The sequence below is a fragment of the Holophagales bacterium genome (assembly GCA_016719485.1).
GTDB lineage: Bacteria > Acidobacteriota > Thermoanaerobaculia > UBA5066 > UBA5066 > UBA5066.
Genome location: JADJZB010000020.1, coordinates 18,313 through 33,684 on the forward strand (window position 1 = coordinate 18,313; position 15,372 = coordinate 33,684).

11 protein-coding genes are annotated in these 15,372 nt (G+C 70.1%); 3 read left to right on the forward strand and 8 right to left on the reverse strand.

Annotation, left to right across the window (positions count from 1 at the left end; all coding sequences use genetic code 11):
• Positions 1 to 651: a hypothetical protein gene (locus IPN03_10460; protein MBK9374124.1), complete on the forward strand. Its 651-nt coding sequence runs from the start codon at positions 1 to 3 to the stop codon at positions 649 to 651.
• A gap of 91 nt (positions 652 to 742) precedes the next feature.
• Here the strand turns inward: IPN03_10460 and IPN03_10465 are convergent, their stop codons facing one another.
• Together IPN03_10465 and IPN03_10470 are read right to left on the reverse strand one after the other, a co-directional pair.
• Complete coding sequence (locus IPN03_10465) at positions 743 to 2,818, reverse strand: S9 family peptidase (GenBank protein ID MBK9374125.1); 2,076 nt, start codon at positions 2,816 to 2,818, stop codon at positions 743 to 745.
• Positions 2,819 to 2,827: 9 nt separating this feature from the next.
• Complete coding sequence (locus tag IPN03_10470) at positions 2,828 to 3,937, reverse strand: acyltransferase (GenBank protein ID MBK9374126.1); 1,110 nt, start codon at positions 3,935 to 3,937, stop codon at positions 2,828 to 2,830.
• Between the two features lie 87 nt (positions 3,938 to 4,024).
• Here IPN03_10470 and rfbA point away from each other — a divergent pair, with 87 nt between their 5' ends.
• Together rfbA and IPN03_10480 are read left to right on the forward strand one after the other, a co-directional pair.
• The gene (rfbA, locus tag IPN03_10475) at positions 4,025 to 4,921 is read left to right on the forward strand and encodes a glucose-1-phosphate thymidylyltransferase RfbA (protein MBK9374127.1); all 897 of its coding nucleotides are present in this window, start codon (positions 4,025 to 4,027) and stop codon (positions 4,919 to 4,921) included.
• Between the two features lie 2 nt (positions 4,922 to 4,923).
• Positions 4,924 to 6,678: a DUF4301 family protein gene (locus tag IPN03_10480; protein MBK9374128.1), complete on the forward strand. Its 1,755-nt coding sequence runs from the start codon at positions 4,924 to 4,926 to the stop codon at positions 6,676 to 6,678.
• Between the two features lie 516 nt (positions 6,679 to 7,194).
• On the opposite strand, the gene IPN03_10485 is transcribed toward IPN03_10480, so the two are convergent.
• From IPN03_10485 to gcvPB, 6 genes are all read right to left on the reverse strand, one after another.
• Positions 7,195 to 9,066, reverse strand: coding sequence for a GAF domain-containing protein (locus IPN03_10485; protein ID MBK9374129.1), 1,872 nt, complete (start codon positions 9,064 to 9,066; stop codon positions 7,195 to 7,197).
• Between the two features lie 100 nt (positions 9,067 to 9,166).
• A complete protein-coding gene (locus tag IPN03_10490) occupies positions 9,167 to 9,892 on the reverse strand; it encodes a M23 family metallopeptidase (GenBank protein ID MBK9374130.1) in 726 nt (241 codons plus the stop codon).
• Positions 9,893 to 10,166: 274 nt separating this feature from the next.
• Positions 10,167 to 10,727: an elongation factor P gene (gene efp, locus IPN03_10495; protein ID MBK9374131.1), complete on the reverse strand. Its 561-nt coding sequence runs from the start codon at positions 10,725 to 10,727 to the stop codon at positions 10,167 to 10,169.
• A 159-nt stretch (positions 10,728 to 10,886) separates the two neighbouring features.
• On the reverse strand, positions 10,887 to 12,362 hold the full coding sequence (locus IPN03_10500) for a hypothetical protein (protein MBK9374132.1): 1,476 nt from the start codon (positions 12,360 to 12,362) through the stop codon (positions 10,887 to 10,889).
• An 11-nt stretch (positions 12,363 to 12,373) separates the two neighbouring features.
• Positions 12,374 to 13,696 carry an outer membrane protein transport protein gene (locus tag IPN03_10505; GenBank protein ID MBK9374133.1) on the reverse strand — a complete coding sequence of 441 codons (1,323 nt, stop codon included), beginning with the start codon at positions 13,694 to 13,696 and terminating at the stop codon, positions 12,374 to 12,376.
• Between the two features lie 142 nt (positions 13,697 to 13,838).
• Positions 13,839 to 15,371, reverse strand: coding sequence for an aminomethyl-transferring glycine dehydrogenase subunit GcvPB (gene gcvPB, locus IPN03_10510; GenBank protein MBK9374134.1), 1,533 nt, complete (start codon positions 15,369 to 15,371; stop codon positions 13,839 to 13,841).
• Position 15,372 lies beyond the last annotated feature (1 nt).

A 15,372-nucleotide genomic window follows, 5' to 3' on the forward strand; every position in this document is an offset into this window, starting at 1 on the left:
ATGCTCCTCGACGCGGCCGAGCTGGCCCACCGCCGCGGCGACGACGACACGGCGACGACCGCCCTGCTGGCCGTGAACTGGATCTTCCAGCGTAACTTCCCTCACCACGGGGTGATGGGGGAGATCCTCCTCCACCGGATGCTCTATCTCAGCGGGCCGGCGCTCGCGTTCGCGCTCCTCCTCGCGCGGAGGAAGGTGACCGGAACGGGCTTCCACTACCCGGCCGAGACGCTCCTCGCGTTCATCGACGAGGCGGCCGTCGAACGGCCGGAGCTCGTCCCCGAGCTGGCCCGGTGTTTCTACGTCGGACTTCCGAAGGACGAGGCGGAGTGCCGGCAGCGGTTGGCCTTCTTCGCCACGCTCCGGACCAGGGAGTCCCGCGCAGCGGCGCTGCGCGAGTTTCTCCTTCCGCCGGAGGACGGGCCGGAGGAGCTTCGCCGCGCTCTCGACGCGCTCGTCCCCGAGAGCGGTGGCTCGTTCTTGCCCGGGGCCCAGGAGTCACCGCTGTCGCCGGAGCTCCAGGCGCTCCTCGATCGCTGGGACGACGACCTGCGGCGCGCCGTCGGCGCCGTCGACGAAGCGCGCGCGGCTTTCCGCGGGTTTCGGGAGTCGATCGCAGGACTCGACGTTCCGCTCTTCGACGAGGGCTGAGACTCAAACGAAAGCGCCCGGCTTTCGCCGGGCGCTCGAAGGAAGGCCGTTCAGGCTCCGGGCCGCGCGTGCCGGCCCGTGCCTCGGCGGTTCACTTCTTCAACCACTCCCCGAGCCAGCCCATGACGGTGTCGTGCCACTGCAGCGAGTTCGCGGGCTTGAGGACCCAGTGATTCTCGTCGGGGAAGATGAGGAGCTTGCTCGGAATCCCCTTGCGCTGGAGCGCGGTGAACGTCGAGATCCCCTGCGTGTAGACGACGCGGTAGTCCTTCTGGCCGTGGATGACGAGCGTCGGGGTCTTCCAGTTCTTCACGTAGTCGATCGGGTTGTGGTGCCCGAAGCTCTTGGCGGTCCACGGCGTCCCGCCGTTCTCCCACTCGGGGAACCAGAGCTCCTCGGTGTCGTAGTAGGCCATCCGCTCGTCGAGGTTGCCGTCGTGGACGACGAGGCACTTGAAGCGGTCGGTCTGGCCGGCGATCCAGTTGATCATGTAGCCGCCGTACGAGGCGCCGAGCGCGCCGACGCGGTTGCCGTCGAGGAACGCGTACTTGCCGAGCGCGAAGTCGAGGCCCTTCATGAGGTCCTCGTAGGGCGCGCCGCCCCAGTCGCCGTTCACGGCGTCGGTGAACGCCTGGCCGTAGCCGGTCGAGGCGTGGAAGTCGATCATCACCGCCGCGTAGCCGGCGCCGGCGTAGGCCTGCGGGTTCCAGCGGTAGTGGAAGTCGTTGCCGAAGGAGCCCTGCGGCCCGCCGTGGATCAGGAACGCGACGGGGTACTTCTTCGCCGGGTCGAAGTCGACGGGGTGGACGATGTAGCCGTAGACGGTGTCGCCCTTGGCGCCCTTGAAGCTGAACTGCTCGGGCTTACCGAAGCGGGCCGCGGCGACCTTCGCGTCGTTGATCGAGGTCAGCTTCTCGAACGCGCCCCCCGCGACCGGGATCGCGTAGAGCTCGGTCGGCCCGAGGAGCGAGTGGCGCGAGAAGAGGATCCGGTCCTTCCCGAGCGGCTGGGGGGCGTCGATCGAGCCGTCGGCGGCGAGGATCTTCGCCTTGCCGCTCGCGGCGTCGATCGCGAAGAGGGCCTTCTGGCCGAGGTGGTCCGCGGTCGCGTAGAGGGACTTCCCGTCGGCGGACCAGGTGATTCCGGCCGGCGAGCGGTCGTCGTTCTTCCCGGTCCCGGCGCGGAGCGTGTACGAGCGGTCCTTGCCGGTCGCGAGGTCGCGCAGGACGACCTCGAAGCGGTCGGCCTCGTAGCCGGCGCGGCTCATGGCGAGGTACGCGAGGGTCTTTCCGTCGGGGGAGAACCGGGGCGTGGCGTCCCAGGCGGGGCTCGTCGTGATCCGCTTCGGGGCGGCCGAGCCGTCCGTCGGGACCTCCCAGAGGTCGTAGTTCGTCGACCAGGCTTCCTCGCGGCCGACGTCCTTGCAGGTGAAGACGAGCTTCTTCGCGTCGGCGGTGACGGCCGTGTCGTCGAGGCCGCCGAACGGCTTCGTCGGGGCGTCGGCGTCCATCTGCGGCATCAGGTCCTTCGCGGGGCCGGCGGGCTTCCCGTCGGCGCCGAGGGGGAGGACGAAGACGTGGTTGCGCCGCCCGTCCTTCCAGGTGTCCCAGTGGCGGACGAAGAGGCGGTCGAAGAGCATCCCGCTCGACTTCACCGCGCCCTTCGCGTCGAGCGCCGCCTTCGTCTCGGAGGGGCTCTTCCCGGGGAAGACTTCCATCGAGAGGACGAGGAGCCTGCCGCCGGGAGCAACCTCGAGGTTGTCGACGTCGAGCGGCTCGGAGGTCACCTTCTCGGCCTCGCCGCCGGCGAGCGGGAGGTTCCAGACCTGCTGCGATCCGCCGCGCGTCGAGAGGAAGAAGAGGCTCTTCCCGTCCGCCGCCCAGCGGGGGTTCCCGTCGCCGGCCTCGTGCGTCGTCAGGCGGCGGACGGCCTTCGTCCTCACGTCGAGGAGCCAGAGGTCGGTCCGGCCCCGGTTCGCGGCGAGGTCGGTCGTCCTGAGGACGAACGCGGCCTGCGTCCCGTCGGGGGAAACCTGGGCGTCCGAGATGCGGTCCATGGCGAGCATGTCGTGGATGGAGAAGGGGTGGGTCTCGGCGGCGGCCAGCGGCGCAGCGCACGCGAGGACCGCCCCGAGGGCGAGAGTCGGGAGGAGGTTTCGGCGGAGCATTTCCGAATCCTACCCCTTCGGCCGGACCTCCCCGGGGGTGCGGTAGTCGATCCGGTCCTTGAGAGCCAGGCACGGCCCTTCCAGGACCTTCCACGAGAGCGCGGCCAGGAGCGAGATGCTCCCGAGGAGGACGGCGAGGTAGCCCGCCCATCCGGCGGCGCCGGGCGCGATGGCCGCCGGGCGCAGGCCCGCCTCCCGCAGGGCGAACGTCACCGGCCAGTGGAAGACGTACATGGCGTAGCTGACCTTCCCCGCGGCCCGCAGGGGCCTCCACTCGAGGAGGCGCGGAAGGAGCGCCTCCCGGGGGAGCGCGATCGCGAGAAAGACGAGAGCCGCGAAGGCGATCGCGAGGGAGGTGAAGCCGAGCGTCAGCATCGGCGGCGTGCCCCAGAAGGCATCGCCCGCGGATCCGATGACGAGCCCCGTGGCGAGGGCGGCGAGGAAGAGCGTTGCGAGGGCGTGAGGGACGTACCGCCGCGGCTCGGGGAGCCGGGGTACGACGAGGGCCAGGAGGCTTCCCGCCGCGAGCCCGTCGAGGCGGAACGGGGTCAGGACGTAGAGGCCGACGTCCGGCACGCCGAGGAGGAAGCCCGCCACGCGCGCGGCCGGGACGAGGAGGACCAGGCCGGCGCAGAGGCCGGCGAGAGCGCGCCGCGGGAGGAGCGAGACGACGAGCGGCCAGACGAGGTAGTACTGCTCCTCGACGGCGAGGGACCAGAAGTGGGAGAGGGGCGCCGCGGGCCAGCCTGCGATCGTCATCTTCACGTTCGAGGCGTACAGCCAGTACCAGAGAGACTCCCGTCCCGACACGTGGAAGAGGAGGACGAGGAGGAGGAGGGAGGCGTAGTAGAGAGGGAAGATGCGGAGGCAGCGCCGGGTGTAGAAGACGCGGAAGTAGTTCCGGGCCCCGCGGGACTGGACGAGGATCCGGGTGATCAGGAACCCGGAGAGAACGAAGAAGAGGTCGACTCCCGCCCACCCGAGCCGGGCCGCCCCGAGGATCGCCCTCCCGACGAAGCCCTCTGCGGGCTCGAAGAGCGTCGCGTGATAGAGGATGACCGCGAGGACGGCCAGCCCTCGCAGCCCGTCCAGGGGGGCGATGCGTGCGGGAAGGCCCATGAGGCATGTTAGCGCCCGGCCGCGCGTGGGCCGAAGCGGGGAGCCGCGAGCCCCGGCGACCGCTAAGATCAGCGCCGAGGAGTCACATTGAAGGGAATCATCCTGGCCGGGGGCTCCGGCACGCGCCTCCATCCCGTGACCCGCGGCGTCAGCAAGCAGCTCGTGCCGGTCTACGACAAGCCGATGATCTACTACCCCCTCTCGACGCTGATGCTCGCGGGGGTCCGGGACGTCCTCGTCATCACGACGCCGCACGAGCAGGAGGGATTCCGCCGCGTGCTGGGCGACGGGAGCCCGTTCGGCGTGTCGATCTCCTACGCCGCCCAGCCGAGCCCCGACGGTCTCGCCCAGGCCTTCCTCATCGGCCGGGACTTCGTCGGTTCGGAGCGGGCGGTGCTCGCCCTCGGCGACAACATCTTCTACGGGCACGGATTCTCCGAGCTGCTGCAGTCCGCCGCGAAACGGAAGACGGGAGCGACGGTCTTCGCCTACCGCGTCCGCGACCCGGAGCGGTACGGCGTCGTGGAGTTCGGTCCCGGCGGCCAGGCGATCAGCCTCGAGGAGAAGCCGGCGAAGCCGCGGTCTTCCTACGCCGTCACCGGCCTCTACTTCTACGACAACAGCGTCCTCGACATCGCTGCGAACCTGAAGCCCTCGCCGCGCGGGGAGCTCGAGATCACCGACGTGAACCGGGTCTACCTCGAGAGGGGCGACCTGCACGTCGAGGTCCTCGGCCGGGGCGTGGCGTGGCTCGACACCGGGACGCACGCGTCGCTCCTGCAGGCTGCGAACTTCATGCAGGCGATCGAGGAGCGGCAGGGGCTGAAGGTGGCGTGCCTCGAGGAGGTCGCCTACCGGATGGGCTACATCGACGCCGCCCAGGTCCGCGAGACCGCGAAGGCGATGAAGAACAACGAGTACGGGCAGTACCTGCTCCGGCTCCTGGACGAGGAGGCCGAGGCGGGCGCGCGACAAGGAGCGTGAACGTGGCCGACCTCTTCACCGCCGCCGACCTCGCCGCGATGGCGCGCCTCGGGATCGATCCCGCCGAGGCCGCCAGGCACGTCGCCCTCCTGACGCATCCCCCGGCGGCGGCCCGCCTCGAGAGGCCCTGCACGCGCGGCGACGGCGTCGATCGGATCGCCGAGGAGCGCCACCGGGACCTCCTCTCCCTCTTCGAGGAGGCCGAGAAGGCAGGCCGGCTCTCGAAGTTCGTTCCGGCCTCGGGGGCGGCGAGCCGGATGTTCCAGTCGCTCCAGAAGGCCCTCGACGACGCGGAGGCGACCTGGTTCGACTGGAACGACCGCGCGGCGAGAGGGGACGCGGGGGCCGCCGAGGTCGTCCGGTTCGTCGAGAACCTCGAGCAGCTGCCGTTCGCGGCAGAGCTGCGTGCGGCGGTGGGCGAAGACGTTTTCTCCGATCCGCGCAGCCGCCTTCGCGAGCTCCTCGCGGCGACACTTCAGAGTCCCGGGCTCGGCCTCGCCACGCGTCCCAAGGGGCTCGTCCCCTTCCACCTCGAGGAGGAGGGCGCCCGGACGCCGTTCGAAGAGCACCTGGTGGAGTCGGGCCTCACGGTGCGGGCCGCATCCGGGCGGACACCCGTTCACTTCACGGTGGCCGAGGAGGCGCGGGGCGACTTCGAGGCCCTGCTGGAACGCCACAGGGATGGGCTGCAGCGCCGTCTCCACGCGCGGTTCGAGGTGACGTTCTCGGTCCAGGAGCGTTCCACCGACACTCTCGCGGTCGGCCTGGACGGGCTGCCTTTCCGGACGGCGGAGGGGGAGCTGCTCTTCCGTCCCGGCGGTCACGGCGCCCTCCTCGGCAACCTCGCGGCGCTTGGCGGCGACGTCGTCTTCGTGAAGAACATCGACAACGTCGTCCCCGACGCGCGCAAGGGGCCGACGCTCCTCTGGAAGCGGCTCCTCGCCGGGCGGCTCCTGGAGGTCGAGCGGCGGGTGGGCCACCTCGTCTCGCTCCTCCACGAAGGCGGCCCGACGGCGGCGGACGAGGCTCTCTCCTATCTCCGGGAGACCTTCGGCGACGCAACGGCCGAGGCCGAGACCCTGCCGCCGGCCGAAAGGGTGGCGTGGGTGCTGGCTCGCCTCGAACGGCCGCTGAGGGTCTGCGGCGTCGTACGAAATCAGGGGGAGCCGGGCGGCGGGCCCTTCTGGGTGCGCAGCCGCGACGGCCGTCTCTCGCGGCAGATCGTCGAGAGCGCCGAGGTGGATCTGTCCGACGCGCGCCAGAAGGCGCTCTGGTCCGCCGGCACCCACTTCAACCCGGTGGACCTCGTCCTGGCGCTGCGCGACGCCGCGGGGCGCCCGTGGGACCTTCTCCCGGTTCGTCGACGAGGCGGCCGTCTTCGTCTCGAGGAAATCGCACGGGGGAGCCGAGCTCCTCGCCCTCGAGAGACCCGGCCTCTGGAACGGCGCCATGGCCTTCTGGAACACGCTCTTCGTCGAGGTGCCGATCGAGACGTTCGCCCCGGTCAAGAGTGTCCTCGACCTCCTGCGGCCCGAGCACCGCCCCGCGCCGGAGTAGCCGCCCTCAGCGCGGCGTCGGCGTGCGGCGGAAGAGCCAGTCCTCCCGCCGCCGCTCGTCGGCCGTGCAGGGGTGGCCGAACGACGCGTCGAAGGCGCAGCCGGGGAGGCGCGGGGCTGCGAGGGCCGGGCCGGGCGGGCGCGCCAGCGCCGGGTCCAGGAGCGCCAGGAAGTCCTCCGAGTAGAACGCGAGGTCGGTGATCGGGAGAGCGGGGGCCAGGCCTCTCAGCTGCGCGAGGAACGCGGGGGAGACGACCCCGGAGGCCCGCCGTTTCAGCGGAGCCGCGTCCTTGCCCGAGAACGCCGAGAGGCGTGCAGCGAGCCGGCCGCGGGAGCCCTTCAGGACGACGCAGGCGTCGGGCGGGCCGAGGTGCGCGCACTCCGGAGTGCCCGGCGGCGGGAAGGGGGTGAGCGTGCGCGAGACCGATTCCCCGAGTGAAGGGGACGTCGCCTCCTCGAAAGTCCCGGCGCCAACGGCGGGTTGCATCGATCGGAGGGCCCAGCGCCCGGCGGGTGTCTCGACGAGGAGGCGCGTCTCGTCTTCGGTCTCGGTCCTTCGGAAGAGGACGGACCACCGGACCCGCGGCGGACCCGGAGACTCGTGGTGCCAGCGGCCGCGGGGAACGAGGCCGCGGCCCGCTGGCGTGGGTGCGGCGACGTCTGCCGCCGCGACCGCCGGGAGGAGGGCCGCGAGCAGGCAAGCCGCTCCGGGGAAGGTCACGGGTGTCCTGCGGGCACCCAGATCTTCTCGCTGACGAAGACGGCGACGAGCCACGGGTCGAGAAGGCCCGCGCGGCCCTCGTCCTCGAGGATCCTGAGCGCCTTCTCGCGCGGGACGGCGCGCTTGTAGGGCCGGTCGGCGGCGGTCAGGGCGTCGTAGATGTCGCAGACGGTCATGATCCGCGCGGGGACGGGGATCCGGTCGGCCTGGAGGCCGCGCGGGTAGCCCGTGCCGTCGAGCTTCTCGTGGTGGGCGTGGGCGATCTCGGGAACGCGCGCCAGGTCGGCCGTCCAGGGGATGGAGGAGAGGAACCGGTAGGTGTGCGAGACGTGGCTTTCGATCTGCGTCCGTTCCTCGAGCGAGAGGCTCCCTTTCCGGATCGAGAGGAGCTGAAACTCGTAGTCGTTCAGCAAGGGCGTCACGACGCCGCGCCGGTCCCGGAACGAGCGCGTGAGGAGGCGCCGCAGCGTGCCGCCGGCCTCCTCGGGGAGGACGGTCGGCTCGTTGGCGCGCCGCACCTCCTCGAACATCTCCTCCAGCTCCTGGGCCCGCTCCCAGCGCACCAGGTCGAGCTGGCGGACGTCTTCCGCCGATGGGGGGACACCCGCCTCGAGCAGCTTGAGCAGGAGCGTTCGGCACTCCTGCGTGTCGGAGGCCTCGAGCGCGAAGTCGAACCGGTCGCGGATGCGCAGGATCTCGTCGTCGTCGAGCTTCTTCGCCTTGACGAGGACGCGCTCGGGAATCGAGATCTTCCCGAAGTCGTGGAGGAGCGCCGCCGTCTGCAGCTCGCGGATCTCCTCGCGCGAGAACGCGACGCCGGCGTAGGGCCCTTCGGCGGCCCGGTCGACGATGCGGGCGAGCGCCACGGAGAGATCGGCCACACGGTTGCTGTGGCCCGCGGTCGTCGGGTCGCGCAGCTCGACCGCCATGATCGAGGCGCGGGCGAAGTCCTCGAAGAGAAGCCGGATGGAGGCCGTCAGCTGGTTCGCCTTCACCGAGACGGCGGCCTGGGTCGCCAGGGAGAGGAGGAGCGGTATGAGGTCGGCCGGGTAGGGTGCGTGGGTCCCGTCGGCCAGCCTGCGGTTCATGAGCTGGAGGACCCCGACGAGGGCGCCCGTGTGGTCGCTCATCGGGACGACGAGCATCGCGCGCGTCCGCCAGCGCGTCTGCTCGTCGAAGGCGGTGTTGTGGCGGTAGGGTGCTCCGGCCGGAACCGCGTAGGCGTCGTCGAGGTTCACCGGCTCCCCGTGCCCGGCCACGTACCCGGCGAGGCTCGCGTCGTCCACGGGCATCGTCCGTTCGGAGAAGGCGAACCGCACCGCGTCGTTCTGCGCGAGCTTGAAGCGGAGCCGCTTGCCGTGAGGGCCTTCCTCGAGGAGGTAGAGGCTGCCCGCCTCGGACCCCGTGAACCGGCGGGACTCGGTGAGGATCTTCTCCAGCAGGCGGTCGAGATCGCGTTCGGCGGAGAGGGCGATGCCGATCCGGTTCAGGGCGGAGACGCGTTCCTCGACCTCGGAGAGCCGGCGTTCGAGGGCGGCGGACGACGCGCGCGCGGAGGCGACCCGGGCGGCGGCCGAGAGGATCGCGGCGAGCGTCGACGCCGGGGCGTCCGGGGGGAGGCCGAAGGCCGGAAGCGGGTGCTGGGCAGCGGGGCCCCAGCAGACGAGCGCCGCGGCGGCGTCTGCCGGGAGGAGATCGGAGAGGGCATCGTGCCAGGAGGACGTGGAGAGATACAGCGCCGGCCCATCCCCGGGTGCGGGCGGGCCCTCGGACCACGGCCGGTCGTCGATCTCCGCCTCGCGAAGGGCCTCGGCGAGAACGTCCGGCAGCGGCTCCGCAGGGCGATGGAGGACGACGCGCTCGCTCATGCCCGGATTCTGTCGGTCGGGCGGCAGCGGGGTCAACGAGGACGTGGATCGAGGAGGCGGGGCGGGCGGGAGAAAAGAGGAGCCGGCGCGCGGCCGCGCGTCACTTCGGGCCGATGAGCGCGGAGAAGACGAGGTAGGGGTTGACGACCAGCCCCTTCCAGGGGTTCGGCGCGTCGGCGTCGCGGAAGATGGCGAAGTGCAGGTGCGCCCCGAAGGTGCGCCCCGTCGTTCCCACCTCGCCGATCTGCTGGCCGCGCTTCACCCGGTCGCCCACTTTCAGGCCGGGGGCGTAACGCCTGAGGTGGGCGTAGTAATAGACGAACCGACCCGTCCCGTCGCGGAGGTAGACGACGATGCCGCCACGGCGGTCGCGTCCGAGCCGTTCGATCGTCCCGTCGCTCACCGCGAGGATCGGCGTCCCCTTCGGGGCACCGAGGTCGATGGCGTGGTGGCTCCTGTGGCGGCCACGGGACGCCTTGAACGTGTCGCGGAGCTTCTCCTTCGGGAACGACTCGATCGGAAGGGGGAAGCCCGTGGCGAAGAGGGCCGCGAGCTCCGCTTCCGGGATGGAGGCCGGTTTGCTGTCCTTCTTCCTGACGACGAGGCCCCTCAGCGTCTGTCCGAGGTCCTTCCAGAAGGACTTCTGCTCGTCGGAAAGTGAGGGAAGCTCGGCTACGGTGACGGAGCCCCGGGGATACAGGCCGTCGTCGAGCGGTTCGTCGCCGTCGGGGTCCGCTTCGAGCGGGAGGTTCTCGATGTCATCGGTGGTGTGGGACTGGCTGCGGGCCTGGGCGAGGATCGCCGGGAGGCCTGGCGGAAGCGCCACGTGGCGGCTCCGGGGAGCCTGGCTCCCGCGGGCGATCCAGGCGAGGTCGGCTTCGTCGACCGTGCGGAAACAGGTGCCGTCCTCGGGGTCGCGGACGGGGCAGGGTTTTGCCGGCTGGGAACCGACGCGGACCGGCTCGGGTGCCGGTGCGAGCGATGCCGACGCCTCCGCCGAAGCGCTGCCATCCGGGGCTGCCGTCGCGGGGGCCGGCGCAAGGAGCGCCGCCGCGAGGGCGAGCCCGAGAAGGGCCGCGGCCCCGGAGAGCGCGGTCTCGTCAGCCTGCTCTCTCCAGGTAGGAGTCGTCGCGGGTGTCGATACGGATGACCGTTCCGACGTCGACGAACTGCGGGACCATGACCTGCAGGCCGGTCTCGAGCTTCGCCGGCTTGTACGAAGCCGTGGCCGTAGCCCCCTTCATTCCCGGGTCCGTCTCGACGATCTTCAGCGCGACCGTGGTCGGGAGCTCGACGGAGATCGGGTTCCCTTCGTAGAAGTCGACGTCGATGATCGTCTCGGGCAGGAGGTACTTCATCGCGTCGCCCACGATCTCGTCCGACAGGCGGATCTGGTCGTAGGACTCCTGGTTCATGAAGTGGTGTCCCTCGCCGTCCGAGTAGATGTACTGCATCTGCTGGGTGTCGAGGCTCGCCTTCTCGATCTTGTCCTCGGAGCGGAACCGGTGTTCGTTCATCGAGCCGGACTTGAGGCTCCGGAGCTTGGCCTGGACGAAGCCGCGGAGGTTCCCGGGCGTCTTGTGGACGACGCTGTGGGCACGGTGGAGCTCACCGTTGTGGACGACGATCATGCCGGCGCGAAGTTCGGTTGCTGAGATCATTCCCAAGACTGATACAGCCCTTCCGCTCGGCACAGCTTCCGCCGGACGATCCGGTCTCTTGCGGCGCCAAACCCGTGGAGGGTAAACCGGCAGGGGGCTCCAAAGCAAGAGGGACCGCCTTGCGGCGGTCCCTCTTGGAAACCATTGTAAAGAAGAGCTTTAGTCGACGAGTTTCGCGCGCACGGGGCGGGGTTCCGCCGGGACCGGGACATCCTCGGGCTCGGGGACGGCCACCATGCTCCGGGACTTGACCGGCGCGCCCATGGTCTTCCAGAGGTTGTCGAGGACCTTCGGCGTGAAGTACGCCGCGGCGAACTCGATGACTTCCTGCTGGGTGGGAGGGCCGAAGGCGTTCTTCGGGAAGCCGCCCGGCGAGGAGTTGCCGTTGAAGAGGTACGCGGCCATGTCGACCCGCGGGAAGCTCGTCCCGTAGTTCGCGTTCACGAACTGGACGAGGGCGTCCGCGACGATCGCGTAGCCCGTGGCGCTCGGGTGGACGCCGTCGTAGGAGAAGACGCCGCCCGAGAGGTAGGCCGACGTGAGCGTCATCCCGGCGTACTCCCGTCCGTGCGCGGCGATGTCGGCCAGGAGGGCGGCGGAGTCGAACACCTTGTACCCGGCCCCCGTGGCGAGCGCGGCGATCTGGGCGTTGTACTCGCCGCCGCGGGTCTTCAGGAGCGACACCTCGCTCGCGTAGAGGAGGCCCGGGACGGCGGCGCCAGCGATGACGGTCCCGTTGTCCGGGAGCGGGTTGTTGCACGCCGGGAGAGGGGCGACGGCGCAGGGGATGCCGTACCCGGCTTTCATCAGGCTGCCGAGCGGAAGCGGCACGATGGTGTTCGTCGGCACCGGGCAGGCCGGGACGCCGGCCGGACAGCCCGTCGGGCCGAGGACGGTGATCGGCTGGCCCGTGGCCGGGTTGACGCCGATGATGGGGCTGACGGCCGTGAAGTACGGCAGGCTCGTGACGTCCGGGATCGTGAGCGCGATGCCCTTGCCCGTGCCGCCCTGGGCCGCCTTCATCGTGTCGACGATGGTCTTGTACGAGGCCGCGTACGCCTCCTTGGAGATGAGCGTCACGCCGTCGATGACCGTGCCCGACGTCGCGGGGCCGAGAAGCTCGTTCCCGAGGACGCCGATGGCGAAGAACGTCGGGGTGCGAGAGGCGGCCTGCTGGAGGACCGTGGCGCCGCTGCCCCGGAGGACGACGTCGATCAGGGCGTTCTTGCACGGAACGGTGCCGGTGTTCGTGACGCAGTTGACGACGCTGGCCCCGAGGTAGCCGGGGATGGCCAGGTTGTTGTAGGGGGTGGGAAGAGTGAGGTTCTCGGGCTTGCCGGTGTTCGGCGCGTAGCTGAAGGTCGGCGCCAGGCTCGTGAGGATCTGGCAGGGACCGAGGCCGGGCTCGCCGATGATGGGCTGCTGGAAGCTGGTGACGCCCGCCTGACGGGCGAGGATCGCAGGCCAGGAGTCCGTCTGGCCGTGCTTGACCCAGCAGCTGTCGATGAATCCCGAGTCGACGGACGCGCCGACGACGACGAACTTGGAGAAGTCAGCCTGGGCGGCGGCCGGAGAGGCCGAGACCGCGAGGACGAGCGCGAGGGCGACGAAGAGGGTGGTCTTGATGGTCTTCACTGTTCACCCCCTCAGAAGTTCGTCCGGAGGTTGAGGACGGTGAGGTTCGCCGTGTTCTTGTACCGCCCGTTGAAGTTGTCGTCGTTCGTCGTGACGGAGCGCTCGCTGAACGTGAGGTAGAGGTTCGAGAAGTCGAGCCAGGTGCGCTTCGTGATCTTCCAGCTGAAGCCGACGGAGTAGCCGCGGCGGTTCGCGTCGGGAAGGAGCGGGCCGACGTCGCCGTCGGGCTCGGGGGTCTGGTCGTAGACGAAGCCGCCCATCAGGTCGAAGGTGTCGCTCATCGCGTACTTCGCGCCGAAGCGCAAGGCCCACGCGTCCTCCCAGTCGTGAGGCAGGACGCTCGTCGGGACCTGCTTGCCGTCGACCGACTCGAACTCGAGGACGGTCGTGTCGAAGGCCGACCACTCGGTGAAGGTGCCGGCGGCCTGGAGCGTCAGCTTCCCGAAGTCGTAGCCGATGCCGATCTGGGTCTGCGCCGGGAACTGGATCGTGGTCTTGACCGGGACGTCCTTGTTGACCGGGATCTTCGAGGCGAAGGCGGCGTTGAGCTGGGCGTTGCCGGTGTCGAGCGAGTAGAACATCGCCGTTCCGCCGAAGTCCGCGTCGACGGCGCCGTGGTACGAGGCCCCGATCGAAAGATTCGGCGTCGGGTTGAGCTTGATGCCGGCCCCGAACGTGAGGTCCACTTCGAGGTCGCCCCGGATGTCGGCGTGCGCCGCGTCGACGATCCGGTTCGTGAAGGGGTCGAAGAGCGGAACCTTCCCCTGGAGCTTGACCGTCGAGAACCGCGCCTCCGGGCCGACGCCGATCGAGATGACGTCGTTGATCTTCCAGGCGATCTGGAGGCCCGCCGCGTACTGCTTCAGGTCGGCGTACTGCGAGAGGAAGCGGCCGCGGAACTCGTCGGGATTGTCCCAGCGGGTCGCGAGGCCGAAGGGGAACCAGGTGCCGAAGGAGAGGCTGACGCACTCGCTCAGGCCGTAGGAGGCGTAGAGGTTCGGCGGGAAGAAGAACTGGTCCGTCATCTCGGCCTGGTAGCCCTGGCCGGGGTAGGGGTTGTAGCCCTCCTCCATCTTGGAGGTGGGAATGATGAGGGTGACCCCCATCATGGTCTTGAGCTTCCCCTTCTCGGTGAACTCGGCGAGGCCAGCGGGGTTGTAGAACATCGCGGAAAGATCGTCCGCCTGCGCCACGAAGGCGCCACCCATGGCCGTGGAACGGGAGCCTGCCTCGAAAATGGAGAATCCCGCGGCCGCTGCCGGGCCGGCAACGAACAACGCGGCGGCGAGGAGGAGCGAAAGCCCTCCAAGCCCAAACCGGGAACAACCTCTCAACACGAATCCCTCCTCTTCCGCGTAAACGCGCCGTGTAACAACACTCCGGAAACAGCGCGATTCTCTCTCCCGGCCGTCCAGAGTCAAGGCCCCTCCCGGATGGCGACATCCGGGAGGGGTCGGAGGGTGTGCGGGAAGCGGGTTACGAACGCCGGACGGGCGCCCGGAGGACCGGGGCGAAGCTGCCTGCCCTCGAGGCCTCCCGGGCGAGGAGGGCCTCGTCGACCCGGCCGACCGGGGTGACGTGCGGGGCCGAGGTGACGAGCTCCGGGGTCTCCTCGGCCTCCTTCGCGATCGCGATCATCGCGTCGGCGAAGGCGTCGAGCTCCTCGATCGGCTCGGACTCGGTCGGCTCGATCATGAGGGCGCCCGGGACGATGAGGGGGAAGGACATCGTCGGCGGGTGGAAGCCGTAGTCCATGAGCCGCTTGGCGACGTCGATGTTGTGGACACCCTTCGCCGCCTGGAGCTTGTCGTCGAAAACGACCTCGTGGTAGCTCGGGGCGTCGTACTTGAGGTGGTAGAAGGGGGCGAGCTTCTTCCGGAGGTAGTTCGCGTTCAGGACGGCGTTCTCGGCCACCTCGCCGATTTCCTGGCCGTACGAAAGGATGTACGTCAGCGCGCGGACGAGGACGCCGAAGTTGCCGTAGAAGGTCCTCATGCGGCCGATCGAGTCGGGGCGGTCGAAGTCGAGGCGGAAGCCTGCCCCTTCGGGCTCGATCGTCGGGACCGGCAGGAACGGCACGAGCGCGGCGCCGACGCCGACCGGGCCGGCGCCCGGGCCGCCTCCGCCGTGTGGCGTCGAGAACGTCTTGTGCAGGTTCATGTGCATGACGTCGACGCCCATGTCGGCCGGCCGCACTTTCCCGACGAACGCGTTGAAGTTCGCCCCGTCGAGGTAGACGAAGCCTCCCCTGGCGTGAACGATCCGGGAGACGTCGAGGATGTTCTCCTCGAAGACGCCGAGCGTGTTCGGCACCGTGATCATCACGGCGGCGACCTCGTCGGTCATCTTCTTCTCCAGCTCGGCGGGGTCGAGGGTGCCCCGGGGCGTGGAGGCGAGCTCCTTGACCTCGTACCCGGCGAAGTGCGCCGAGGCGGGGTTCGTGCCGTGGGCCGAGTCGGGGACGAGGACGTACTTGCGCGGGGCGCCGGCCTTCACGTGGGCGGCGCGGATCATCAGGCAGCCGGCCAGCTCGCCGTTGGCGCCGGCGGAGGGCTGGAGCGTGACGCGCGCGAACCCGGTGAGCGCGATGAGCGCCGCCTCGAGGCGGGCCATGAGCTCGAGCGCCCCCTGGGAGAGGTGCGCGGGGGTGTAGGGGTGGACGTCGGCGAATCCGGCGAGGCGCGCAATCTCCTCGTTGATCCGCGGGTTGTGCTTCATCGTGCACGACCCGAGCGGGTAGAGGTTCGCGTCGATCGAGAGGTTCTTCTGCGAGAGGCGGGTGAAGTGCCGGATGGCGTCGACCTCCGACGCCTCGACCTCCCCCTCCACCTCGGCCCGGTGGAGCGTGCCGAAGAGGGCCTCCGGATCGGCACCGGGGACGTCGAGCGGCGGGAGGAGGACGCCGCGCCGCCCGGGGCGGGAGGCGTCGAAGATGGAGGAAGAGCCGCGGCGGCGGTCGAGCAGGGCGGCGTCGAGGGTGGGGTTCACGAGGTTTCCGTGGTCGCTCATC